This is a genomic window from Brasilonema sp. UFV-L1 (genome assembly GCF_012912105.1).
Taxonomy (GTDB): domain Bacteria; phylum Cyanobacteriota; class Cyanobacteriia; order Cyanobacteriales; family Nostocaceae; genus Brasilonema.
Genome location: NZ_QMEA01000002.1, coordinates 47055 through 72637 on the forward strand (window position 1 = coordinate 47055; position 25583 = coordinate 72637).

A 25583-nucleotide genomic window follows, 5' to 3' on the forward strand; every position below is an offset into this window, starting at 1 on the left:
CCTCCTGTGTCCAGGCAAACTAGATTGGAAGACAGCGAGGCTGTTAAAAATGTCTACTTATAATGTGCCAAATCGTGTTAAAGTTCTCAAGCATAAATTTACGCAAAGTATTAGACATCTCCGAAATATAAGCATGGCTGCGGTAAAATAAGACTCAACAAACTTTTACGAAAATAAGAACATGAGTTCTGTATCAGAGTACATCGAACAAAATCCCCAAGAAACACAGCGATTGGTTGGTCTGAAGTACGAGCAGCTAGAGCAACTAAGAAAGCAAGCGTTAAGCTAGCTGCGCCTGCGGCAATCGCATTACATAACCAAAAGCAGGCAGAAGTCGAAGCACGAAAGATTAGAATTTTGACACTCTCTGCGGCTTTAGCCGCAGAGATTCTTAAGAGCTTTGGGTCTTAATATCCTGATTGCTCAGGTTGCTAGGCTCAACACGTTTGCCTCTTAGGGCGTATTGATACGCCAGGTGCCACAACGGGACGCCACATGCGGGACTGTCGGGAAACCCGCCCAACGCAGTGGCTTGGGAACCCTCCAAGTTCTGATCGGAGGAAACCTCCGCTCAGACAACTCTTGGCAAGGCACTGGCTCATCTCCTGTGTGGTTATTTCAGCCGTAACTTTCTTCCAGCCCGGAAGTAGGTTTTTATGTCTTGTCTGACTCTTTTAATGTACCACTAGCCTCATTATCCACGTTGATGATTCACCAAATTTTTAATGACGCATTGTCCCCTAAAAATTTAGCGTCGCATTTGGGCAAAGAAAAAGAGCCTTAGCGCAGCGGCTCCCCTTGGGAGCTTCCTTTGTTTGTTGATCTGTGTTCCAAAACGAGTACTCGTAGTTATAAGGCTGGCTCTTTTTCACAAGGAGGAACCCCGCTACGCCCTCAAGCCCTTCGATTAATCGTGGGGTCGAGGTCTAACACGAAGAAATTGAGCCAGCCCTCTTTTTGTGGATCTGTCTTCCAAGTCGGGTACTCGTTGTATTAGGGCTGGCTCAATTTCTAGGGGACAAAGTGCGTGGACAAGACGCATATCGTAATGCGCTCGTGCTAAATTTTTTACGTGTAAGACCCCGTGACTGAGGCGTAAACGCCTTAAACCGTTTTCATCCCTGTCCTAAAGAACAGGGTTTTCAACGGGCATTCTTATAAACAAAGGAGGTGGGCGTAAGGTAAAGCTATCCATAGAAGAGCAAATTCTCTTAACTTTGATACATCTGCGACAATTCACAACATTTCAATTGCTAGGCATTCAATTTGGAGTGAGTGAAACAACCGCAAACGACACATTTAACTACTGGTTCCCACTCATTCGAGAACTGTTACCATCGAGTTTGCTTGAACAGGTACGGGGTCTAACACGAAAAAATTGGGCAGGCTTATTACGATATCCCGTCTTGACTCCACGATAAATCGAGAAGCTTTGATAGCGTAGCGTGACCCAACGCCATAGCCTGCCCAATTTTTAGGGGACAATGCGGTAAAAAAAACGCTAGTGACTACGAGATTGTTAAAGAAATTTTAACAGATTTTGAACTAATAGTAGATAGTTGTGAGCAGCCCAGAGAGAGACCTGGAGAGTATGAAGAGCGAAGTCTGCCGGGGGAAGCTTCCCCCGGCGAGCTTCAAGAAAAAGTATTACTCTGGTGAGCAGTGCGGTGGACGGGTTCCACAGGCTACAGCAACTGCGAACCCGAAGGGCAAGAAGAAACATCATACGATGAAAAACCAGATGATCGTTTTACCAAAATGACGAACCGTACCTCTAGCGCTTCTACTAATTTCATCTACTGCCTTTATTCGGTACTGTTACATGCACAGGACTTACGCAACTGGCACTACGTACCATAAATGTTAATATTCTTGAGTTGGTAGCATTGAGGGATTATTCGGTGCAGTGCTAACACTCCAAATTCTCTGACAAGACTTCCCTTATTCTTTATGGCTAATCAACTGTTTATTGCAGTGACTTTTATCGGCTTTCTTGCCTTAATTACCTTTGTTGGAATCTACTCTGCAAGCCGCAAGCAAAACACAACTGCTGATTACTTGCTAGCCAGTCGAGGGGTAAATCCTTGGCTGACAGCACTGTCAGCGATGTCAACGGGTCAAAGTGGCTTGTTGTTTCTCGGTCAGGTTGGTTTTTCCTATAAAATAGGAATTTCTTCTATTTGGTTGGTGATTGGCTGGGCGATAGGAGATTACCTTGCTTGGTGGTTCTTTTTCAAGCGTTTGCGAGAAGTTTCTGAGGAAACTTCTTCTGATACAGTCTCTGCCTTGCTTGCTTATAATACCTCTGGTAGACGATGGATTTCTATTGTCTCAGGTGTCATAATCATTGCTTTTCTTGGTTCTTATGCTGCATCACAGCTTGTCGCTGGGAGCAAAACACTTAATGTGGTATTTGGTTGGGATTACTATCTAGGAAGTGTGCTTGGCGCGATCATCGTTGTGATTTACTGTTTTTCTGGAGGTGTCCGCGCCGAAATATGGACAGATGCAGCACAAGGAATCATTATGATTGGTTCATTGCTGTTGCTGTTAATTGTTGCAGTTATTAACTGTGGTGGCTTAGGAGAACTTTGGACAAAACTAGCAGCTATTGACCCACAACTGGTTAGTTTTAGTCCTACAAATCTCCCTCTGGGTTTTGTGCCCTTTTTTGTTGGTTGGATAGTTGCTGGGTTTGGTGTAGTGGGTCAGCCTCATATATTAACACGGGCGATGGCGATTGACTCGCCTAACAGTATAAATCGAGCTCTCAATATTAAAACCATCTGTGGTCTGGTGAATTCTTTTTCGGCGCTGGCCATAGGTTTGGCAGCGCGAGTACTCTTACCAGAATTGATGACTGGGGGAGATCCAGAGCTAGCTTTGCTTTATTTAGCAGAAAAATTATTGCCTTCAATTTTTGTTGGACTCATGCTAGCAGGAGTATTTGCTGCTATCTTATCTACTGCAGATTCTCAAATACTCTGTTGTTCTGCAGCACTGACCCAAGACATTTTTCCTAACTTTGCCAATTCTTACAAACTGGTAAAATTAGGAACGCTAACTGTAGCAATCATAGTTTTAAATATTGCTCTAGCAGGCGATAAAAATGTCTTTCTCTTAGTCATATTTTCTTGGTCAGCTTTGGCTTCAGGTTTAGGTCCATTGTTGATGTTACGCACCTGGAAATTTCCTGTCAATGCATCTGTGGCAATATTAATGATGAGTGTTGGTATTGTAGCAGCTATAAGTTGGAGTTTAGTCTTCAAGTTGTCTTCTGTTGTTTCCGAAGTGCTTCCAGGGATAGCAGCGGGTTTCTTAGTTTATTTGGTTGCAAGAATTTTTAGACAAACTGCACAGAAGCACAGAGAAGAGGGGTAGGATTTTCGATATAGGTTTTAGCCAACTTAAAAAGATGATGTTGACCTTTACTCAACGTAAACCACCAAACCCTGAAACAGCAGTGACTTTGATTCTGGCGTTGACGGCTCAAGAACGCACCCGCAGCCGTCATCGTTTTGAGACAGAAAATGGGGAAGCAGTCTTTTTACGTTTACCACGAGGAACGGTATTACAGGATGGGGATATTCTGCAAGATGAAACAAGTGATGTAAGAGTGAGAATTACTGCTAAGCCAGAACCTATTTTCACTGTCACTGCCCAAACAACGATAGATTTACTACGGGCAGCATACCATTTAGGAAACCGTCATGTCCCAGTGGAGATCAAAGCAACTTATTTACGCTTATCTCCTGATTCAGTTTTACGCATTATGTTGGAACAACTGGGACTAGAAGTGAAAGAGGAAACTGTGGCATTTCAGCCAGAAACTGGTGCTTATGGACATCATCACACTCACGAAAGTCATTAGTACCGGACACAATATAAGAAATATAAGAACGCTTTTATTCCAATATGATTCGGTTAAGGGTAGTTCGCGTGCATAGAAACTCGGTAACTTCTGCCAAACCAGGTTTCTGTCGGGGTGCTTATCCGAACCGTATTAGCTTTATCCCATCTTCATACACCTCAACTAGCTGCTAGAGGTTTTGACTGTTTTTTTGATGGCTAAAAACAGCATAAAAAATTTCTATTCTCAATTAGAAACTGTATTATTACTTAAAAAATATTATTGATACTTTAACTAAGTCATATTTTCAGTAATTTTGCAATGTGACAGTCAAAAACGCAGAATGTATTTCTATACACAAAAATCACTGGCTACTTTACTTTTTGCGATTGCTTTTTAGTGTAAAGTCTAGTATCCAGTATGATTATGGAAGTTTCCAAAATATTTTTATTCAGTTTCCTTCATCACTCATGAACAGCATTGCTACTGAGCCAATTTTTATTTCACTGGCTGTATTTGCCTCACTCTACATTTTTATCTTCTACGGATTACGCTTTTGGTTTCGTCGAGCTTCTATGGATATTGGCAGCGTTGCTCTGTCCGTGTCTCAGATACCGATTTTAATTATTGCTATCTTAAGCTTTTTCAAAATTGCTCTTGCTCAACTAAAGTCAACATCGATCATCACATGGGTAGAACGAGGATTGACAGCCGTGATTGTCATCACGGTTACCTATTGGGTCGCTCAACTGTTGAATGAAGTGGTGGTCTACGCTCTCAAGCAATTTGCCCAAACGAGTGAGGCACAATGGGATGATGTTATTATACCGATTATGGAGTCGTCACTCCCAATTGTGATTTATGTGATTGGGGGTGTATTAAGCTTGCAGGCGATTAAGATTGATCTAACAGGACTGTGGGTAGCAGTTGGTGGAGCTGCTTTTATTCTTGGCTTTGCCCTACAGAATATATTAGCTGACTTCTTCAGCGGCTTAGTGCTGTTGATTGATACACCTTTCCGCTTCGGTGATGTCATTACTTTAGCTGATGGGACTAAGAGTGTCATTAAAAAGGTTGGATTGCGAGTCACCAACTTGTACGTCTTTAATCAGCACTGTGAATTGTATGTCCCTAATTCTGCATTGCACAGGCAACAGATTCTCAATTTAAGCCGTCCCACTTCCCACTACTATTACACTCTGAATGTCCCTGTAACCAGCGATGCTGACCCTGCTCGCGTGATTCAATTGATGCAGGCTGTGGTTTTAGCACATCCAGACACATTAGGTTTGATTGATCAAAAGCTTGAGTTTCTTGATCAGTTATATGGCATGTCTGGAGATCCAGTCAGGGTAGAACACAAGCGACAAGCGGGACATCAACGATTGTCAGCGGAGAAAAAGCTGAACACACAGTTAATGAAAATTGAACAGGCATTCGACTCGCTGTCAAATAAAATTAGCTATCTGGAAAAGGGAGGTTTAGATGCTAACGAAATTAGACGGATGCAGGGAGACTTTTTAGAGATTTGCCAAATGATTGGCATGGATACGATGTCCAATCTGATGACAAAACGACGGCGAGCTTTGTTAGAGGAGGCTCAAGATAAAGTTGGTGAAGAAAAACTCATTGGGCTAATCAGACAATGGTATTCCTTCTGGTTGAAAGATCCAGACTTGTTACCAGAGGATTATGAAATTTTACCAAAGCAGTGGGAGCAGAAAATTGAGTTTCTCAAGCGCAAAGTGAACAAATTGTTCCGCAAATTCAGTAACCCCTCTGGTGATGAGACTCGCTTAGATGATGCTGTGATGCAGATATCAAGTTGGATGCGAGAGAATTTTAAGACCACTCGTAATCAGTGGCAAGAACCGAAAATATGGTTAAGTGAAGTCCGGGAAGGAATGAGTAAGAACTTTAGTGTCAAGTTTTACGTGGACGATATTACTTTAGAGCACTTTGAGCGCGGTAACCGAGTGGAGAGTGAAGTGAATCGAGAACTGGCTTGGCAATTACGGCGAGCATATCTGTCACTCTAGTTTTTAAGAGTCCATCTACAAAGCTGACTTAAGGCAGGGACGCTGCCATTTATCAATGAGTAACATCAGCGTTCCTACCAAGGCAGTCAATATTGCAGAAGCTCGGATTAAATTTGTGTAAAAATCTGCGTTTCATTTTTACCCACCTTATGGTAAAGTTTTGGGAAAATGAGAACAATATGAAAATGCATAAATGAAATTAAGTTTCAACAAATGTAAAGCACGACTAACGCAGTACGTACCTTTATTGGCAGTGCTCCCAGAAAGAGACTCACTCAAGGCGATCGCGATCGCCTCTGGGTTGGTATTAGGGCTTTGGATGAGTGGATGCAGTCCCACACCTCCTGATGAGCGATCGCAAATAAATGCAACACCAAACCCAACGAATTCGGTGAATCCGGCGAAAAAGGACAAAAAGGTCATTCTTACAACCTTCACAGTCATTGCAGATATGGGGCAAAATGTCGCAGGAGACAAGGCGATTGTGGAATCAATTGTCAAGCCGGGTTCGGAAATTCACGGTTATGAACCCACTCCTAGCGATTTAGTCAGAGCGCAAAAAGCAGATTTGATATTAGATAATGGTTTAAACTTAGAACGCTGGGCGGAGAAATTTTACAACAATATCCCCAAGGTTTCTCATATCACCTTGAGTCAAGGAGTTCAGCCTGTGGAAGTTGCGGAGGATGCTTACAAAGGTAAACCTAATCCTCACGCGTGGATGTCGCCACAAAATGCTTTAACTTATGTAGAAAATATTCGTAAAGCACTGGTAGATTTAGATCCAGTGAATGCAGATACCTATAAGACTAATGCTCAAGCATACAGTCAGAAGATTAAGGAGATTGACCAAAAGCTGAGAAAAGAGCTGTCAGTCGTTCCCCCAGAGAAACGCTACATAGTCAGTTGTGAAGGGGCGTTTTCCTATATTAGCCGCGATTATGGTTTGAAAGAAGTTTATCTGTGGGCGGTGAATTCGGAACAACAAGCCACTCCAAAACAAGTGGAAAAAGTGATCAACACCGTTAAGGCAAATAAAATACCTGTTGTTTTTTGTGAAAGTACGGTAAATGATGATGCACAACGTCAAGTTGCTAAGGAAACGGGTGCTAAGTTTGGCGGGGTATTCTACGTAGATTCCCTCTCTAAGCCAGATGGTCCAGCACCAACTTATCTTAAGTTACTAGAACATAATGTGACCACGCTAATTAAGGGGTTACAGAGAAAGTAGTCAGATCACAACCTGTTGAATATTTATCATTAAAGGCTGATGCGGGGACGCAAAGAGATCTGAATGATTAAGTAGTTAAGTGAATTTGATATTAATCAAAAGATGGAGATATCAGGTGAACTACCGACAAAGAACCATGAACTCAATCAGTATTGATGTTGAAAATATGACAGTTGCTTATCACGGCAAAGTAGCTTTACATGGTGCTTCTTTGCAACTCAAAGCCAATTCCATTTATGGGTTAGTGGGGATGAATGGTAGCGGAAAATCTACCCTGTTTAAAGCAATTATGGGATTCGTGAAACCGACAACAGGGAGGGTGTTGATTAATGGCTTGCCTATCAGGATGGTACAAAAAAATAACCTGGTAGCGTATGTGCCTCAGTCGGAAGAAGTAGACTGGAATTTCCCAGTCAGTGTCTACGATGTGGTGATGATGGGGCGCTACGGGTATATGAATATACTTAGAATTCCTTCAACAACAGATAAAAAGGTCGTTCGGGAGAGTTTGGAGAGAGTGCAGATGTGGGAAATGCGCGATCGCCAAATTGGAGAACTCTCTGGTGGACAAAAGAAACGTGCCTTTTTTGCCCGTGCTTTAGCACAACAGGGAACAGTCTTACTGTTAGATGAACCATTCACAGGCGTGGATATCAAAACCGAAAAAACCATGATTGACCTATTGCTAGAATTACGAGATATGGGTCACACAATTTTGATTTCTACTCATGACTTGGCATCAATTACGACTTTTTGTGACCAAGTTGTTCTCATTAACCGCACCATATTAGCCTATGGCAATACTTGTGAAGTCTTCACAGAAGAAAATCTTTCTCGCACGTTTGGTGGTTCTCTGAGTGATTTGCCGTTTAGCAAAAGCCGGATAACTTGTGAAAATCAGGAGAGCATTTAATGCAATTGCTAGAGTGGTTTACAATGCCTTTGCAACATGAATTCATGATCAAGGCAATTCTTGTAAGTGCGTTAGTTGGGGTAGTCTGTTCAGTGCTATCTTGCTATATGACTCTCAAAGGTTGGGCATTAATGGGGGATGCTGTTTCCCACGCAGTTATGCCTGGGGTGGTTATTGCTTATGTCCTGAAGTTACCTTTTGCCCTTGGTGCGTTTGTGTTTGGCGTGGGTTCAGTGATTGCGATTGGTTTTATCAAGGCGAAGACAAGAATTAAGGAAGACACAGTTATTGGACTGGTGTTTACAGGATTCTTTGCTTTAGGGTTGGTGCTTGTTTCTAAAACACCAAGCAGTGTAGACTTAACACACATCCTGTTTGGCAATGTTCTTGGTATTTCTCAAGCAGACATTATCCAGACAGTAATTATTAGCGTTGTGACCTTAGTGGCGATCGCCGTCTTACGCAAAGACCTACTATTATTTTGTTTTGATCCCACTCATGCGCGTTCTATTGGCTTAAATACAGGAGTGCTCTACTATATTTTGCTATCATTACTCTCGTTAACTGCAGTTGCTGGACTACAGACTGTGGGGATTATTCTCGTTGTTGCGATGCTGGTGACACCCGGAGCAACAGCTTACTTATTAACAGATAACTTCAACCACATGATGCTCATTGCTATGGCTACCGGAGTGTTTTCGAGTGTCATGGGGACGTACATAAGCTATCACATTGATGGTGCGACTGGGGGTTGCATTGTCGTATTGCAAACCTTGCTGTTTGTCACGGCTATGATATTTGCACCCAAGCATGGTTTGTTGGTTAGGGCAAAAAAATAGCGTGTTGTTTCTTAGAATGAAGCTCACCCTACCAAAAAATATTTTTTGATAGGATGAGCTTAAAACGATTAAAAATCAATTTAGCTTAATCCTGGCTGAATAACATTAAATCAGTACACAGTACACAGTGATAACTGGTAACTGGTAACTGATAACTGTTAACTGAGCATTAAATTTTTACTGTTTTGACGTGCGAGCAAACCACTCCTGATATCTTTTTTGATATTCTTCGTCTTCCACAAGGATTGTCACTCGCACTGCTTTACATCCATGATTTTTTTCTAAGGCGATCGCATTTAAAAGTAAACTCGCTATTTTAGGAGAACTAAATTCACCACTCACACTTAAACCACCATCAAAATTGGTGGTCAATGCAGATGTTTCCCCTTCAATCAAATCAACACCAGAAATTGCTTCTTGTCCTAAATCTATTGTTGCAAGCTGTTTGTGTTCTGGGCTAACTTGTTCTACTATCAGTTTCTCGCGCCTGATTGGTACCTGTACTATTTGAGTTTCAATTTCTTTACGGACAACCACCTCACCAACTTTGCGTTTGCTGCGATCAATAATTAATCGTTCTCCCAGCAAACGAATAATTTCTTCTACTGAATCTACCTGACTATTTTTCGCATCTACTACTGCTCCTCTCAGGTCTGAATTTTGTGTATTTTCTTCCTGAACGTTGAAATTATTTTCTATTTCACTCATTTGGGTTTCTTGTATATATTCAGGTAAGTATTCTACTTGTGATTTCTTGAGATTTAGAAAAATTTGTTTATTTTGTGAGTTAATTTTTTCAACTAGCTTACTACTTAATAAAAATAGTCGAACATTTTCTTGATTATCCAACTGAGATATAACAAAATTTAGCTGACGATTGATATCTATGATTAAATCTTTAACTTTACCTACTAGCTGACCTTGCTTATCAACAGCAATATAATTTTTGACTTTAGTTTTCAGACTTTTCAACAAGTCAGTCATTCTTGCAAGTTTACTTGGTTCTTCATTATTTATATCAATTGTTCGGTAACTCATTGTTAAAAAAAATCATATTTTACTGATGGTAAGTAGAGACATGGAATTCCATATCTCTACTTCTATGACATAGGTAAAAGCTTTAAAACAGTTATCAGTTGTTAGTTATAAGTGAACAATCATTTGATAACTGTACAGATGGTACTAATTTGTTGATTTAACGTTCATCAATGGGAAGACCAGGAGCATTTATATCCAATTCTTCACGGCGAACTGTGTCTTTAGTCTCAACGGTGTCTTGGTCTACTACTTTCTTCACTCTGACTTCTTCACGTACAAAAGCTTCTTTGCGAACGTCAGGTGTTTCTTCGTAGATTTCTATGCGAGCAACTTCTCCTTCACGGAAGTTAGCTTCGCCAGGAGCAACAGGTCTACCAGCATCTGCTGGAGTGACTCGCTCAACAACAACTCGCTCTTTTTCTACTGGAACAGCAACTCGTGCAGTTTCAGTTTCAATGCGTTTACCAACCGCTACTTCTCCTGCTTTTCGACGACTCTTATTAGCAATGAGTCGTTCTTCATAAAGTCTCAAGGTTTGATGATCCTGGTCGTTCAAATTGAACAACGAAGGCTCTTGGTTGTAGTTGTAGGTATTACGGTCGTAAACTGGATTAATGCCAGTAGATGGTTGCTGATACCCTGTTGTGGCTGGATATGTTGGATCCGTCAAAGGAATTGCTCCTCCCACAGGAGTCGCTGTGTCTAGGGGAGTAGATGCGTCTACAGCGGGGGTGTAACTTCCAGGAGTGCGGTATGTACCGCGTACGCGCTCTTCATAGTCGTAATCCAGAGTTTGACGCTCGTCGTACTCAGGTAAATTTTCTGCTTGTTCTCTAGTCATGCCAATTGCATAAACGCGATCAACGTTATAGTCAATGCGAGAACGACCAACTGGTAACAAGACTTTCTTACCAAAAATCCAGAAACCTAAGTCAACAACCAAATACCGGAAATGACCTTCTTCATCCACTAAAACATCACTGACTGTACCGACTTTTTCATCGGTTCCTTCTGCGTAAACGCCCATTCCTTTGATGTCATCACCTTGAAAAGTATCTTTGTAATCTGGATCAAAATCCGCTATTTTATATAGAGCCATACTAATTTCCTCTCAACCTCTTATCATCTCTTATTAACTAGATTAAGAAATTAGCTAATATGCTTCCTCTCCCTAGCGACTGACTTAGTTAATATGATTAATACTCTATACTGGACTTTAGACATGGCATGGAAAATGACGAAAAAATGCTGGGTTAAAGAAGCATACACCATAAAAAAATTAGGAAAGTATTTAAACTTAGACACGCTACTTTGAACGCGTCTACGTGTCCGCGCTTGGCGCACGCTATAATGAACGGATACTTGCCACTAGAATAACTACCTCTTAAGGCAGAAGGTAAGCAACCCCCGGATTGAATCTGGGGGCTTCAGCAAATGTTGAAGCCCTAGCTTACCAGACTAAGTACTCCCTTGTACTACGTTCAGAACAAGTGTTAAAGTTCCTACCTACAAATGCGTAGCTAGTTTGTAGCTCTAGAACCAATCATATTAAACAGGTGTATGGGTTAAGCGGTTCAACAGAACCCATGAAATCTCGGTAAATCTATTTATTCGTGCATATCGCGGAATCAGCGCCCACTTTTCGCTCCATACGCTGATACTCTTGCAGTTGAATCGTTCAGCCTTAATCTATAAGAGGTTTTTTGCGCAACGATGTTATGCTAGTTCCTAGGGAATTAGAGTTTTGTAGCAATCAATCAGCCACGCCTAAAAAATTGAATTGCTAGGTGTTGCAAGTAGGTTAGGTGGGCACCCGAAATTGGGACGGATCTAAATTGCTTTACCAGAAATCTGGGGACACCAATTCAATTGTTACTCTTGCCTTATGAATCCATGAAGCTTGTAGTTCGTGGATTTGACGCTACCGGGGTAGTAGCTTTGTTTAAGCGCCTTTTGGGAGAGTTCAAGCGCTCGTTTTACCAGATGGGATGAAAACAGTAATTTGAGACACTTCTACTTAATGCATAGCTTTACGTAGATTTAGTTTACCCCAGTGTATGAATGGATGTGCCGATTCTGAACATTGTCAAAGCTAACTTTACTCCCGCAAGGGAAGACACATCCTGTGCAAATCGTTATGCGTACGACGCATTGTCCCCTAAAAATTTAGCCAGCACCTGGCGTGCTGGCTAAATTTTTTACGTGTTAGACCCCCGACAGAGTTGTGAAATTTGAAACGGTGAACCACTTGCGGGGGTGAGGCAGCGCGGACGCCACATGCAGCCCGGTGGGAAACCCTGCAGCAGCAGTGGCTCCCCTCCTGCGCCGTGCTGGCTCACAAAAGTACACCGAATTTACGCAACTCCAAGGCGGTAATGTTTGACGGTTGATAAATCAACCGCGTCGTGTTTCCTCCTTGACTATCGCGGTACAAGGTTTCCACACTCCCGCGAGGTCAGCATGAAAGAATTACTACCAACGTTCATCTAGCATTATGGATATTTTTGCCAGAGTAAAGACTTTTCGTACTGCACAATAAACGTCTAAATCTGACTAAGTTTGATTATATATTTGTCGAAGTTTTGTGATACGTAAGTTCGCCTCATCTGAAGCCAATTCTTCCAATGTCAAATAAATCAGTGCCATTAACATAGAAGTTTGACCATTAATGGTTCTTAATTCCTCTGCATGCTCAGCATCAAAACGCTGCAAATTTTCTGCAGCAGCTTTGACTAACGCCTGTAGAATCTTAAAAGCTGCATCAGAAAGTGGGGGCTGACCCCTGTAGTTTTCCAACCTACCTCCTTTTCGGTAATTTGGAAATGACTCTAACCCTACAAAGCGCAAGAACCAATCAGCTCGATATTGTCCTGCAGCCGCTACAATACCCCTGTAGTCGGCAATAAGTTCGTCGAGCATGTTGTTTCGCATTGAGTTAAACAAGCGACGTGTGAAGTAGTGGGTACATTCATGTTCCAGCCGAATGATTAGAGATAAGCGTCGCCATTCGGGTTCCTCTAATCCCACGTCCTTGGCCGAAACGTTACTATAGGGACCGTCACTCAAAATAATGAACCGATCCTGATATAGCTCTTTTTGCGGTATAATCCGCCTAAACTCTGCTGCCCAACTACTTTCGGAGCAATTGCCAGGATTTTGAGCTTCCCATTGTTGCCGATAAGAGCGAATCCTATCCCAGTTGTTGTACCCGCTGACTATGCACGCTCCCATAGAAGCAGGAACTGCACTTGGTTCATTCCGCATTGTCAGCGCCTGTACCAGAGAAATAAAGTCCTTTCGATTTGGAGCAAGCAAAACTGGGATGGCTCCAGCTAAACTTTGATGTATGATTAACTGGAGTTTCTCAGGTTGCTTCAAAATCAAACCAGTTGCCTCTGGCATCCCGTCTACTGGAACACCCTTACGAGTAGCAGCGCGATATGCGTCAGTTTGGCTAATACCCTCAAGTATAGGAAACCGAAACTGTACCAGCCGTTGCTTTAGTGTTTCAAATGCTCCGTCAGTTGCTGCAACAGCGTATTCTTCCCAGGCTACCACATGAGCTTCGGGTGCAAGTGGAAATTTGACGGTATGAGTGAACGTGTTGCAATCAAAAACGTTTTGATTGTAGGCTAGTAGTTCTTCTACCTCGTTTGCGCTGGCTTTGAAACTGGCAAGGACATCAGCGCGAAATGATTCTTGAGCAACCATAGGGTGGTAACTGCTATCATAATAGAATTATAAACCAATACGGTTGCTGTTAAGGCTGAAAAGCTGGTTTTTGATGTGAAATTTGAGAGCTTCGACTTGTTGTCTCATTAGGCACACCTTTGGTTAGATGGTACTCCTTTTGCGATCGCTGTGGAAAATTTGTTTGCGCAATCAGTGCTTTTGAAATTGTGACTTCAGCTCAAGCTTCCAAATAAAGTGATAAGTTCATCACTAATTTTCTACAATTTCAGTAGACCGAAAACTTTTGGAGCGCAAACGCGACAACGAGGGTTTGGGCCGATGTTTTTGGGACTCGTGAGTGCCGAGCGCTTGTGATCGTACGATCGCCATTTACAACCCTATTGCTCAAAAAACTGATTATAGGAGAGTTCTAGCAGATCGCTGTTGTCTAGTTCAAATAAACGGCTGGCAAGCCCTCTAAAAAACTTTTCGGTCTAATGAATTTGGATATGTGATCCCTGAGAATGCGGAATGTAGGGAATGGAGGTTGTAGTTTTATCTATTCTTGCCCGTGTCAGATGCATTCGGACAAAATTCTTTTTGTATCCTAGTTGTTACCAATGAGCAACGTCGCAATGCCAGCACAGATTGACTCTGGAAATTTAATTAACAGTCGCTATCAAATTCAGAAGGTTCTTGGACAAGGAGGCTTCGGGCGAACTTACTTAGCATTTGACACTCAGCGATTCGGTGACTCTTGTGTTCTTAAAGAGTTTGTAGTTTCCGGGACAGCAGAAGATATAGCTCAAAAATCCCGCGAGCTATTCGAGCGAGAAGCCAAAGTATTACATTATCTTAATCATCCTCAGATTCCTAAATTTCTGGCTTGGTTTACCGAGCAAGAGCGACTTTTCATAGTGCAGGAATATATTTATGGTCAAACTTACTCTCAAGTGTTCCAGGAGCGCCTTTCTCAGCAAAATCAGGCATTTTCCGAAGCTGAAGTTATCCAATTGGTAATGGATCTGTTACCAGTGTTGGACTATCTGCATGAACTAAAAGTCATTCATCGAGATATTTCTCTAGAAAATGTCATGCTTCCTAACGACCAATCCAAACCTGTGCTGATCGACTTTGGGTTGGTGAAGGAGAAAGTATCTCAGATTTGGTCGGTAGGTACGGTTTTGGGAAAAATTGGCTACGCCCCACCTGAGCAACTCCGTGTAGGAAAGTCCTACCCCTCCAGCGATTTGTATGCACTAGGTGTTTGTGCTATTGTCCTTTTGACTGGGAAAATGCCAGATTTGTTGATGGATGAGTCCCTAGAGTGGCAATGGCGCTCCTATGTCAATATCAGTGAATCTTTTGCGAGCATACTGGACAAAATGCTGGCAGAGAAACCTACACAGCGCTACCAGTCAGCAAAAGAAATTCTCGATGCGCTCCAGCCACTAAGTTTACCGAACGAAACAAAAGTGAGCGAGCCACTCAAAAAACTGCAAATTAACATTGACCAAGCTAAGAAGGAGCAACAAGTAGCAGAGATTATAGAGTCAGAAGAATTTAAACTGTTGGAACAACAGGCACTAAGGCTCAGACAAACAACTGAAGACAACAGCGAACTTCAGTTTGAAGCGCAGACACCAGAACACTCAACTCCCTCATCACAGATGATGATCGCTCAGCCAGCTGAGGTAGTAGTTGCTCCTGAACCTGCGCCAGAACCTGCGTCGGAAGCAAAAATACCTGCTCCTGTTAATCCACACTTTGTAGAACATTGTCGGCAAGAACTGAACCGTTCTATAGGATCGTTAGCTAGCGTTATTCTTGAGGAGATATTCACCAAATTCCCACAAATCACTTCTGAGCAACTCATTGAAAAACTGGCAGCGGAAATTTCTAATCCTCAAAGCGCTCAAGAGTTTAGAAACCGCATCAAAATCCACAGCAAGTCTCATTCTAACTCCTCAGTGACCCACGACTCAGAGGTAGCTTCCGCTCACAGTAGCCCCCTACCACCAACTATTGTCGTTCAACCCGTCACACAGCAAGGAAATTCAACACCACCAGCCACAAGTGACAGCACTCTAGTCCAACAAGTAACGGCACGCCTAATCCATATCCAAACAGACAAACAGATTGAATTGCCGCGAAATCTCTCTGTGATCCGCATCGGCAAACCAAATAAGAGCATATCCCCAGATGTGGACCTTTCAAAATTTCCCAATTCGCAAGTTGTCTCACGGATTCATGCCCATATTCGCGTTGAGGGAAACGGTTTCTATATTGAAGATGTAGGAAGTTCCAATGGCACTTACATTAACAATTTGCGGCTATTGCCAGGGGACAGATATCGCCTCAGATCTGGTGATTGCATAAGTCTGGGTAGGCGAAATTTGGTTACATTCCTGTTTCAAATTTTTTAGTTAGGTGCTATGAGAGAGTACTACGTGCGACTATGAAGGCAAAGTTCTGGAGAGTGCCAATACACTTAGTTCTGGATCATGCACCTTGAATTCTTAACAAGCTATCACTTTTTTATGCCCTAAAGTTATTACTTTTTCTGTCACTGTCTAATCAAAACTGCTTATATATTATACAATGACGCTGTTACAGATTTAATTTACATTAGCCAATTTTACATTACCCAATATTGAAACAGAGCTATTTCATTCTCTGTACAACCCACTCACGTAAATAAATTTTCGGTTTCGTAGCATAAGTCCGTTAAAACGCTCAAATTCATAAATTAACTTGGTCAAAACCGACTGAAGCTATGAGCCAAGAAATTTATTCCTTAGCCATCGCCGACCGACTTAATAAATGTTTTACAAAATAAAGTGTTTTGTTTTGATGTACTTAATAATACACAATTTTAAACAGAAATACTCTAGCTAACTAGCTGAAATCTAATCAACCAAATAGCAAATTCCGATAATAGGAAAATCTATGAATGTTGAAGAAGTTCTCAACTTTACTGACGCCTTAATCTTCGTAAAGAAGGGCAAACATCTAAGTGACGTTCAACGGCTAATAATTCAAGCAGCTTGGTCTGGGACACGTCAGGGTTATGACCAGATAGCACAAGCAAATGGCTATTCCCCTAATTACCTCAAGCAAGATGCAGGCCCCAAGTTATGGCAACTACTTTCAGATGTCTTTGGGGAAAAGATTAAAAAAAGTAATTTTCGCGCCACAGTAGAGCGACAAGCGGGTCTAGTGTCCCATGAAGGTGGAGTCATTGATCAAGACCAAATCTGTGTGACTGAGCGATGCCAAGATTGGGGCGAAGCACCTGATGTTTCGATTTTCTATGGTCGTAACGACGAACTGACTGAGCTAAAACAATGGATTGTGACTGAGCGCTGCCGCATAGTTGGGCTTGTGGGCATGGGGGGAATTGGCAAAACCCATCTGTCTGTGAAGTTAGCCGAACAAATTCAACAGCAGTTTGATTATGTCATTTGGCGATCGCTACGTAATGCCCCATCCCTACAACAGATTCTGGAATATTTGCTCCAATTCATCGCCAACAATCAACAAACGGATTTACCAGCAACCGTAGATGAAAAAATATCACTCCTGATTGATTATTTACGAAAGCATCGATGTTTATTAGTACTGGATGATGTTGAGACGATTTTGTGCGGTGGGGACTGTACAGGCTTCTACAAACAAGGTTATGAAGATTATGGCAACTTCTTCAAACGTTTGGGAGAATGCCGCCACAACAGCTGCTTGGTAGTTATAAGTCGGGAAAAACCCAAAGAAATTTCTGTCATGCAAGGGGAAACCCTACCAGTTCGCTGCCTCAACTTACGCGGTTTAAGTGTACCAGCCGGACTACACATACTTCAACTCAAAGGCTGCTGCTGGAAAAGAGAGGCTGAATGCACAGTCCTAGTTGAACAATATTCTGGCAATCCACTGGCATTAAAGATGGTGGCAGCGGCGATTCAAGAATTATTTGAGGGAAACGTAGCGGAATTTATTAAATATAATACCTTAGTTATTGATGAAATTTGCGCTCTCCTACAGCAGCACCTGAATCGATTATCAGAGTTAGGAAACACCATTTTGTACTGGTTGGCAATTAATCGGGAACCAGTCTCTATTGATGAATTGCAATCAGATATTTATCCCTGTGTTTCTCAAAATACATTAATAAAAACTCTTAAATCTTTAGTCCAGCGCTCATTGATCGAAAACAAGGCAAATCATTTTTCTTTGCAGCCAGTGCTAATGGAATATGCCAGTAGCCTTTTGATTGAGCAGGTTTGTAAAGAAATTGAGACAGGAGACCTGGTTTTACTGAAAAGCCATGCTTTGCTCAAAGCTGATGCTAAAGATTATATTAGAAAAGCTCAAATGAGTTTCATTGTCCAACCAATTATAGAAAGGCTACTGGCAGTTTTAAAAAATCAAACCAACTTGGAAATTAGACTGAGGGAAATTATATCAAAACTACAAATATATTCTCCCCAAGAATCAGGATATGCTGCTGGAAATATCCTGAATCTCCTTTGTCAACTTCAAACCAATTTAAGTGGTTATGATTTTTCTGATTTAAAGGTTTGGCAAGCTTATCTACAGGATGTGAACTTACACAATGTAAACTTTACTGGTGCTGATTTAGCTAAGTCAGTTTTTGCTCAACAGCTAACGCAGATTTTGTCGATCGCATTTAGTCCAGATGGTCGAATGCTGGCAACTGGAGATTCTAATGGTGAGCTTCGGTTGTGGCAAGTGGCGGATAGCAAACTACTTCTAATTTGTAAGGGACACACTGGTTGGGTACACTCCGTTGCTTTCAGCCCAGATGGTCGTATGCTAGCAAGCGGTAGTAGCGACCAGACTCTGAAGTTATGGGATGCAAAAGATGGTAGGTGTTTAAAAACTTTGACAGGACATAATCAGCGAGTTCGTTCCGTGGCTTTCAGCCCAGATGGTCGTATGCTTGGCAGTGGTAGTAGTGACTGTACGGTAAGGTTTTGGGACGTAAACAGCGGTGAATGTCTGAAAATTTTGTCGGGACACACCAGTTACATTTGGTCTGTTGCTTTTAGTCCAGACGGGATGATGCTAGCAAGTGGTAGCGATGACCGAATGGTAAAGCTGTGGGATGTCAGGACAGGTGAATGTTTCAAAACTTTGTTGGGACATACTTATTGGGTTCGCAGCATTGCTTTCAGTCCCGATGGGAAAACCCTAGCTACAGGCGGTAGTGACTGGACTGTTAAACTCTGGGATATCCGCAACGGTATAGAGATGAAAATTCTGTCGGGACACAACCAACGCATACGAGCAGTAGCATTTAGTCCAGATGGAAGTATCCTGGCAAGTGGCAGTGGCGACCATACGGTAAAATTATGGGATGTTAGCACGGGTCGATGCCTGAAAACTCTCCACGGACATAGCAGTCGCTTAACAGCGATCGCTTTCAGTCCAGATGGGACAATTCTTGCTAGTGGTGGTGAAGATCAGGCAGTACGCTGTTGGGATGTTAGTGATGGTAAATGCCTAAAAACTTGGCAGGGATACGCCAGTTGGGTACAATCGGTCGCTTTTAGCCCAAATGGGACAATTCTTGCTAGTGGGAATGAAGATTGGACAGTTAGGCTGTGGGATGTCGGCACTCATCAAGAACTCAAAACCTCCCCACTAGCGGAAAAAACCGCTGTCATCTTGCAGGGACATACTGGTTGGGTTTGCTCAGTTGCTTTTAGTCCAGATGGCAAAACTTTAGCTAGTGGAAGTAGCGATCGCACTTTGAAGCTGTGGGATATATCTAACGGTAGATGCCTAAAAACTTTGCTAGGACATACCCGTTGGGTTCGCTCAGTCGCCTTCAGTCCAGATGGAACAATCTTAGCCAGTTGCGGTGGTGACAATACCTTGAAGTTATGGGATGTGCGTGAAGGTCAGTGCCTGAAAACTTGGCGGGGGCACAGTGGTTGGCTGTGGTCGGTAGCTTTTAGTCCGGATGGTTACACTTTAGCCAGCGCCAGTGAAGACAAAACAGTGAAGTTGTGGGATGTCCGCACAGGGGAATGCCTAAAAACGTTTGAGGGACATACCAGTTGGGTGCAGTCAGTGGCTTTTAGTCCGGATGGGCAGATTTTGGCTAGTGGTAGTTGCGACCAAACTGTACGCTGCTGGGATGTTAGCACTGGCGAATGCTTAAACACTTTTTGGGGACACGCCAGTTGGGTGCAGTCTGTGGCTTTTAGTCCAGATGGCAAGGCTTTGGCTAGTGGTAGTTGTGACCAGACTGTGAAGCTGTGGGATGTCAGTACTGGTAAATGCTGGCAAACTTTATCAGCGCACGCAAGTTGGATCTGGTCAGTAGCTTTTAGTCCGGACGGCAAAGCGTTGGCTAGTGGGGGTCAAGATGAAACGATTAAACTTTGGGATGTCAATCGTGGTGAGTGTCTAGGAACTTTGAGAAGTAAAAGACCTTATGAAGGTATGCGCCTTACCAAAGCTCAAGGGTTAACTCAAGCTCAGTTGATCACTCTCAAGGGTTTAGGTGCAGTGGAATAGTCTTTGTTTTGGCGCGCATTAATCCAAGCATGACTGAATGATAGATATCCTTTTGCCTCCAGAGAAGTATTTGGTTGATAAACAATTTTTATATGGTTCAACCTTCGGAAAAATACACTTGACCCTCTAGCACCAAGGAAACTAGAAAGTTTACTTAGGTGAGTTGGCCATAACTCTGGATGAGATTTTTTGTGGGAGTATCCAGACCAACTGAGAAAAGCATCTCGTTTTTCAGGTGTACATAAACCCTTTTCTACCAAATAATCTAAAAATAATTGCCATCGAGGTTCAATACGAGGGTCTTTTTTGATTAATTCGCATTCTATTCCAATCTTGGGAAAAATGACATTTCCTACATCAAAGTTTAGAATTATTACATCCGAGAAATCAGATAGAATATGGATAATTTCTTTGAGTTCACTAACTGAATATTTCCAGCCAATTTTGGTAAGGTAAGCTAATAGTTCCTCTTCAGGAATTCCCGTAACATTAACTCTCACAGCCTCCAATTTTCGAGAAAGCATAGCGCCAATGTAAAGAATTTGAGAGCCGACTGGCAAAGAATCTGAACAAATAGCTAAATTTTGTTTAATTTGAGGTGAAAGCTCAGTTCCATTTAAGAAACTTAAAGCAGTTTCTACCGTTTGTCTTTGAGTTTTAGTACTTGAAATTTCTTCTTGTAAATTTTTAAAACAGAAAAAAAAGCTAGGTATTGGCACTTTTGGTACTTGAGCATCAACATCAAACTCTAGCCAAGCACTATCTACATTTTCAGATAATAAGGAGTTTGGCTCATACCAATGAATGCAAAAATCCCGTATACGTCTCCATACAGGATTCGTGAGAATGATATCAGGCATGATGGCGGGATTTAATCCTGCTAAAATCTCACGACTGCCATCACATGGCGTAACGAGAACTGAAAAGTCTACAGTAGAGGAATGAGCTCCCAAACGACACTCCAATAAAGTTTCTGATAATGGTGGGAGCATTCTTGCTACTGTCTGGATTTGGGAAAAAGCTTCGGGAGTAACTAGTTGATGAGAGATGTAAGGTGCAACAAAGAGAAGATAATCCTCTAGGGAACAATTCATAAAAGTCTACGGGAAGTCTTTTGATTTTTAAAGCTTAAGCCGAGAGCAGACCAAATGCTTCTAAAAAAGAAAGTCGTCGATATAATTCATCGTTACTTTCATGAAGGATGAAGCTGCGATAAGCTAATTCGGGTACAAACAAAAATGGAATCAAGGTAGAACGGCGTATAAAATGCAAATGTTTACCGATACCTTGATGAATTAATTTTTGATACTTGCGACAGTCTTCAGTATTTTGTTCTAAATCTTTATGCATTATGCCATTAATGATATCAGCAGCTAATGCACCGCTAGTCAAAGCATATTGAATTCCTTCCCCCAAAAATGGATCGACTAGATTTGCCGCATCACCCACCAGGCAAACACGGCGGCTAGCAATTTGACGATGACCATTATATAGAGGAATAGGATGGCTTAATGTTTTCACCGATTTGATGCTTCCTGGGGAAAAGCTTTTTGCCAAAAACTCATTCATTGCTTTGGACAATCCCTTTTGCCCTGTCCAAGACATAACACCACAACTTAAATAATCGGCTTTGGGAAAAATCCAACTGTAACCATTTGAAGGAAAATTTATATTAAAAGTAGCATATTTCTTTTCAGATTCGTACACAGCTGATGTAACCTCTACCTCAGCATCTACTGCCAACCCAAGACCTGCTTTTTGGTTTAAGCCAAGACACTTTGCAGTTACACTGGTAGCACCATCGGCAGCAATCAAAAAATCTGCTTGGATAATTTCCTGGTTGCCACCTTGAATAAAAACACCGTTGTCATTTTCTTCGACATTCGCAACGCGAAATCCATCCCACAAAGTTACATTTCCTTTCCCCAAGGACACTGCCCGCTCGATGAAATGGTAATCAAAACGTCTTCGGTTTACCATTAGGGCAGGAGAAACTTTATCTTGTGAGTTTTTTTGAGTATCTGAAGATATTTCTTTGGACAGAGTATAGTTGTAAAAATACTTTCCAGCAACGGCTTCCACTTCAATTTGGGAGCTAAAATCCCAGTCTATAATTTCTTTCACACCAACAGATAAAGCACCACCGCAAGCTTTATGCCGTGGTAACTTGCTTTTTTCCAAAACCAGTACTTTTAGACCAGTTTTTGCCAAACGACAAGCAGCCATACCACCGCCAGGACCAGTACCAATAATAGCTACATCAAATTTTTTCATAAAAATCTACCTAAAGCATGATGAAATTAATTAGAGACTGGATTTTTATTTCCACAGCAGCACGGAAGGAAGTAACTTAGGCTCAGCCAATCTCAACAATTCGTAGCCGATTCCAGCTATTCCTCGGAAAAAACTAGGGTCGTAAACATCAGCAAAAGAATCTGTTTTTTCAAATCGGCTGACAAGCAAAGAGGCTTTCTTTTGAGCTTCATCCAGTAATCTTGGGCGCGACAGTTGGCAGGCTGCTTGAAGCAAAAACTCAATTCTGCCAAAGTTTCCACAGCAGAGGTGATCTACTCCTGATATGCCGAAATGTTGAGTTGTCGTCAAAGCAGTTTCAATGTCCTGGCGGATTTCACTGGTATCAAGAATAGCTAGACTTCCTAGCCGAGCTAAACCAATTCCAGTTGCACCATGACACCAGTTAGTCATGAAGGAAGGTTCTGATGGTCTCAAGTCTGGCCAGTTTCCGGTTGCTGTGGAAAAAACACTGCTCTCATAGGCGATCGCATCACTTGCAGCTTCTTTAAACTTCACTTCATCAGTGGTTTGATAAACCCGCAGTAAAGCGTAAGCAATACCAGCAGCACCATGAGAAAAGCCAGTCAGTAGTTTTCCATCTAGGGTTTGCCAAGTTTGATAGCCCGTCTCACTCTTGACTCGATTATTCAATAAATGATCGCCAAAAGCGATTGCCAACTCCAAGAATGCATCTACTTTTGTTGTTTCTACTAAAGCTAATAGTCCCAAAATCGCACCTGCACTTCCCGCCATCACATCCAGATCTTTGTCTAGTGAAATCACTTCAGGTGTGAGCAAAGAAGCAGCTTGTTTCGCATCTTGCAACAGATTTGGCTCATGCAAAAATTGACTAATCCGCACCAATGCATAGATGATAGAACCCAAGCCTGTAGCGCCACCAATGCCTATTTTCTTTGCTAGTTCTTGATTAGATTGAGAATCGTGCAAAAGCTTACGTAAGGGTAGTAAAGCCGCTAAGCTTAAGTCACGAAATCCTGCACCGACGACTTTTTCCAGTGCTGCCAAAAACAGTGCCACGCCAGTACAACCGTTATACAAGTCATACCCCATCGGTTGAAACTGGCATTGTTGGGTTTGGGCGCTATATCCTAAAGTAATCCAACTGGCGCTACCGTCGCTGTTGCGAATAGCCCATTTTTGCAACTTAGTGGCGATCGCCATTGCCTGCTGCACCATTTGTGCTGATGTCAAGCATACCACTTCATTAGGATTAAACTGGACTTTTTGGGATGGTGAGTAACTGTGTTCCCCAAACTGAAACGAACCCAGCGCAGAACGAATAAAACCTATTTGTTGTGCCAAATCTTCTTGACAAAACTGGGAAAGACGGGAAATAACACGTTGATAGCCCGATTGGCGAAAAAACTTCTCCAAGGTTTGACCGGGGTAAATAGTCAAAGTATCGCTATCAGCACGAGTTGTAAAATGGGGGATATCGAGTTGCTCTAAAGCCTGCAGTTCTGCCAACACCAGTAGCCAAAAATCAGGTTTTGAGTTGTATGAAAGTAACACTCGACTCAAAAAATCAAGCTGAATACTTCGGTCTACACCATCTCGTAGAAATTTGGGATTGAGGGTTTTTTCTAAAATCAGACTGTAAACTATAGTGTTACGAAATATAAAACGTATGTTTTGATGAGCAAGGGATTTCAACGGACTATCTGGGGCAAGGATAGCTTTTCTTTCTTCGATGAGGAATTGATACATTTGCCGAAACCCATCGACAATTTCCTCTACATAATCTTTGGACGAGATATAAATACCATCCAAATAAGGGACATTAGCTGGTACTGATTCTTGTTGCTTACTGAGCTGCCCTAACGCACTAACATCATAGTAAGTGCCATCGGGACCGAATTGCCATTGTGGCAAGAAACCAGTATCTAGCACTGAGTTGGAAATTCTTCCTCCTAAGAAATGAGCTTCTGTACCATCTGCTTGCTCTTCACTCAACTGAACTTGGGGATATATTAATGTTTCCATATCCACTAGCACTGGATATTCTCCACAAGCAATCAGATTATCATCAGTGCAGTCTGTTCCCTGCAAGCTATAAACTAAGCACAGTAGCATTCCTGCCCGTTGGTAATATCGCTCTAGCTCCTCTTTGTCAGAACACGGTAAATGATCTACACACTCAACCCAGCCGTAGGTAGAACGATTAATGACTTTGAGCAGCTTAAACGGTAACAAACCAGAGTGCTGATTTAACCAAGAAAGAAACTGAAAATATGCCTCTTCTATACCTAAGTCTTTGGGTTTGTAAATTAATTTTAATCCAGAGTCAAAGGTTAAGGCGATCGCCGTTCGTCCTTGGTTGTGAGAATCAGAAAGAGCGGGCTTAACTCTGACAACTTGCTTCAATTCTGCCTGAAAAATTGATTCAATTTTAGACCAGTCCGACGCTAATCTTTGGATAAATTCAAAAGTAGCATCCACCCAGAAATCAGCAAGGGTTGCCATCATTCTGGCTAACACGCTGTATTCCTGAAAGAATGACAGCAACTTTTCTGTCATCATACCATGAACAAACTTCTGGTATTGTTCTGTACTATAATCCGAAGATTGTTGACTGATGTGAAGGAATGGGGTGTTGTGAAAAGAGCGAAAAATCGAAAATTCCCAGTTTAGAGCTTGTATATAAACACTAGACAATTGCTGTAAAAGACTATGTTCTAAACTTTTATGGGATTCTTCTGAAAGCAGTTTATAGCTAGAACCTGTTTGGGCGATTAATTTTTCCCTAGCTACTTCAATAAAACCCAAAAAAACCTCTTCAAAGGGAATGTGATGCTGAGGTTTTTTGTTGTTTATTTCACTTTGTTGAGCAATTAAAGTTGTTGCTTTGAGGGCTTTTTCTAAGGTGTCTACCCAGGTAGGGAGAATATCGGGATTGGCTAGGCTTACAGAACCTAGTACAGGGCGTACCGTACTCAAATTCATGCCATACATAGCCAAGCGTTTCTCAAACAACTCTTGCTTTCCTTGCGCAACAGTTTTACACCATTTTTCCAGTTTGGTATTGCTCAAGCTGTCGCAGTCTTGAGTTTCCTTGAGTAGAAACTCAGGGCTTAGGCGTTCAGCCATCGTGCTGGCACGCTCAACAATTTTCACCAAGTCATTTCTCGAAACTTGCATTTTT

15 protein-coding genes are annotated in these 25583 nt (G+C 42.0%); 9 read left to right on the forward strand and 6 right to left on the reverse strand.

Translation table 11 applies throughout. The features are described 5' to 3' along the window. Positions 1-1193: 1193 nt before the first annotated feature. The 7 genes from DP117_RS01000 (at position 1194) to DP117_RS01030 (ending at position 8872) form a co-directional block, all read left to right on the forward strand. A complete protein-coding gene (locus tag DP117_RS01000; RefSeq protein ID WP_339381188.1) occupies positions 1194-1421 on the forward strand; it encodes a transposase family protein in 228 nt (75 codons plus the stop codon). A gap of 529 nt (positions 1422-1950) precedes the next feature. Beyond that, the gene (locus DP117_RS01005) at positions 1951-3381 is read left to right on the forward strand and encodes a sodium/proline symporter (protein WP_169216474.1); all 1431 of its coding nucleotides are present in this window, start codon (positions 1951-1953) and stop codon (positions 3379-3381) included. A gap of 37 nt (positions 3382-3418) precedes the next feature. Beyond that, positions 3419-3871, forward strand: a complete 453-nt coding sequence (ureE, locus tag DP117_RS01010; protein ID WP_169216573.1) for an urease accessory protein UreE — start codon at positions 3419-3421, stop codon at positions 3869-3871. 449 nt (positions 3872-4320) lie between these two features. Then, positions 4321-5889, forward strand: a complete 1569-nt coding sequence (locus tag DP117_RS01015; RefSeq protein ID WP_169216475.1) for a mechanosensitive ion channel family protein — start codon at positions 4321-4323, stop codon at positions 5887-5889. A 193-nt stretch (positions 5890-6082) separates the two neighbouring features. Beyond that, positions 6083-7120, forward strand: a complete 1038-nt coding sequence (locus DP117_RS01020; protein WP_248277477.1) for a metal ABC transporter substrate-binding protein — start codon at positions 6083-6085, stop codon at positions 7118-7120. Between the two features lie 136 nt (positions 7121-7256). Further along, positions 7257-8033 (forward strand): metal ABC transporter ATP-binding protein, encoded by a 777-nt coding sequence (locus DP117_RS01025; protein WP_169216476.1) that lies wholly within the window; start codon positions 7257-7259, stop codon positions 8031-8033. Beyond that, on the forward strand, positions 8033-8872 hold the full coding sequence (locus tag DP117_RS01030) for a metal ABC transporter permease (RefSeq protein ID WP_169216477.1): 840 nt from the start codon (positions 8033-8035) through the stop codon (positions 8870-8872). Before DP117_RS01025 ends, DP117_RS01030 begins: the two co-directional genes overlap by 1 nt. A gap of 177 nt (positions 8873-9049) precedes the next feature. On the opposite strand, the gene DP117_RS01035 is transcribed toward DP117_RS01030, so the two are convergent. The 3 genes from DP117_RS01035 to DP117_RS01045 form a co-directional block, all read right to left on the reverse strand. Then, positions 9050-9910, reverse strand: coding sequence for a DUF2382 domain-containing protein (locus DP117_RS01035; protein ID WP_169216478.1), 861 nt, complete (start codon positions 9908-9910; stop codon positions 9050-9052). A gap of 157 nt (positions 9911-10067) precedes the next feature. Then, on the reverse strand, positions 10068-11009 hold the full coding sequence (locus DP117_RS01040; RefSeq protein ID WP_169216479.1) for a DUF2382 domain-containing protein: 942 nt from the start codon (positions 11007-11009) through the stop codon (positions 10068-10070). 1454 nt (positions 11010-12463) lie between these two features. After that, entirely contained in the window at positions 12464-13621 is a 1158-nt protein-coding gene (locus DP117_RS01045; protein WP_169216480.1) for a hypothetical protein, read from the reverse strand. Positions 13622-14217: 596 nt separating this feature from the next. On the opposite strand from DP117_RS01045, the gene DP117_RS01050 reads away from it, so the two are divergent. Both DP117_RS01050 and DP117_RS01055 read left to right on the forward strand, forming a co-directional pair. Further along, a complete protein-coding gene (locus DP117_RS01050) occupies positions 14218-16008 on the forward strand; it encodes a protein kinase (protein WP_211175848.1) in 1791 nt (596 codons plus the stop codon). A gap of 523 nt (positions 16009-16531) precedes the next feature. After that, entirely contained in the window at positions 16532-20125 is a 3594-nt protein-coding gene (locus tag DP117_RS01055; protein WP_169216481.1) for an NB-ARC domain-containing protein, read from the forward strand. On the opposite strand, the gene DP117_RS01060 is transcribed toward DP117_RS01055, so the two are convergent. The 3 genes from DP117_RS01060 to DP117_RS01070 are packed head-to-tail and all read right to left on the reverse strand — an operon-like array spanning position 20086 to position 25579. Continuing rightward, entirely contained in the window at positions 20086-21219 is a 1134-nt protein-coding gene (locus tag DP117_RS01060) for a hypothetical protein (protein ID WP_169216482.1), read from the reverse strand. The genes DP117_RS01055 and DP117_RS01060 overlap by 40 nt on opposite strands. Before the next feature lie 34 nt (positions 21220-21253). After that, on the reverse strand, positions 21254-22399 hold the full coding sequence (locus DP117_RS01065) for a geranylgeranyl reductase family protein (RefSeq protein ID WP_169216483.1): 1146 nt from the start codon (positions 22397-22399) through the stop codon (positions 21254-21256). Positions 22400-22444: 45 nt separating this feature from the next. After that, positions 22445-25579: a type 2 lanthipeptide synthetase LanM family protein gene (locus DP117_RS01070; protein ID WP_169216484.1), complete on the reverse strand. Its 3135-nt coding sequence runs from the start codon at positions 25577-25579 to the stop codon at positions 22445-22447. Between the last annotated feature and the right edge of the window lie 4 nt (positions 25580-25583).

What these genes read in the sequence shown, in the direction of transcription:
- DP117_RS01005 (WP_169216474.1), top strand. Translation starts at nt 1,951, where the DNA reads ATGGCTAATCAACTGTTTATTGCAGTGACTTTTATCGGCTTTCTTGCC.
- ureE (WP_169216573.1), top strand. Translation starts at nt 3,419, where the DNA reads ATGTTGACCTTTACTCAACGTAAACCACCAAACCCTGAAACAGCAGTG.
- DP117_RS01015 (WP_169216475.1), top strand. Translation starts at nt 4,321, where the DNA reads ATGAACAGCATTGCTACTGAGCCAATTTTTATTTCACTGGCTGTATTT.
- DP117_RS01020 (WP_248277477.1), top strand. Translation starts at nt 6,083, where the DNA reads ATGAAATTAAGTTTCAACAAATGTAAAGCACGACTAACGCAGTACGTA.
- DP117_RS01025 (WP_169216476.1), top strand. Translation starts at nt 7,257, where the DNA reads ATGAACTCAATCAGTATTGATGTTGAAAATATGACAGTTGCTTATCAC.
- DP117_RS01030 (WP_169216477.1), top strand. Translation starts at nt 8,033, where the DNA reads ATGCAATTGCTAGAGTGGTTTACAATGCCTTTGCAACATGAATTCATG.
- DP117_RS01035 (WP_169216478.1), bottom strand. Translation starts at nt 9,910, where the DNA reads ATGAGTTACCGAACAATTGATATAAATAATGAAGAACCAAGTAAACTT.
- DP117_RS01040 (WP_169216479.1), bottom strand. Translation starts at nt 11,009, where the DNA reads ATGGCTCTATATAAAATAGCGGATTTTGATCCAGATTACAAAGATACT.
- DP117_RS01045 (WP_169216480.1), bottom strand. Translation starts at nt 13,621, where the DNA reads ATGGTTGCTCAAGAATCATTTCGCGCTGATGTCCTTGCCAGTTTCAAA.
- DP117_RS01050 (WP_211175848.1), top strand. Translation starts at nt 14,218, where the DNA reads ATGCCAGCACAGATTGACTCTGGAAATTTAATTAACAGTCGCTATCAA.
- DP117_RS01055 (WP_169216481.1), top strand. Translation starts at nt 16,532, where the DNA reads ATGAATGTTGAAGAAGTTCTCAACTTTACTGACGCCTTAATCTTCGTA.
- DP117_RS01060 (WP_169216482.1), bottom strand. Translation starts at nt 21,219, where the DNA reads ATGAATTGTTCCCTAGAGGATTATCTTCTCTTTGTTGCACCTTACATC.
- DP117_RS01065 (WP_169216483.1), bottom strand. Translation starts at nt 22,399, where the DNA reads ATGAAAAAATTTGATGTAGCTATTATTGGTACTGGTCCTGGCGGTGGT.
- DP117_RS01070 (WP_169216484.1), bottom strand. Translation starts at nt 25,579, where the DNA reads ATGCAAGTTTCGAGAAATGACTTGGTGAAAATTGTTGAGCGTGCCAGC.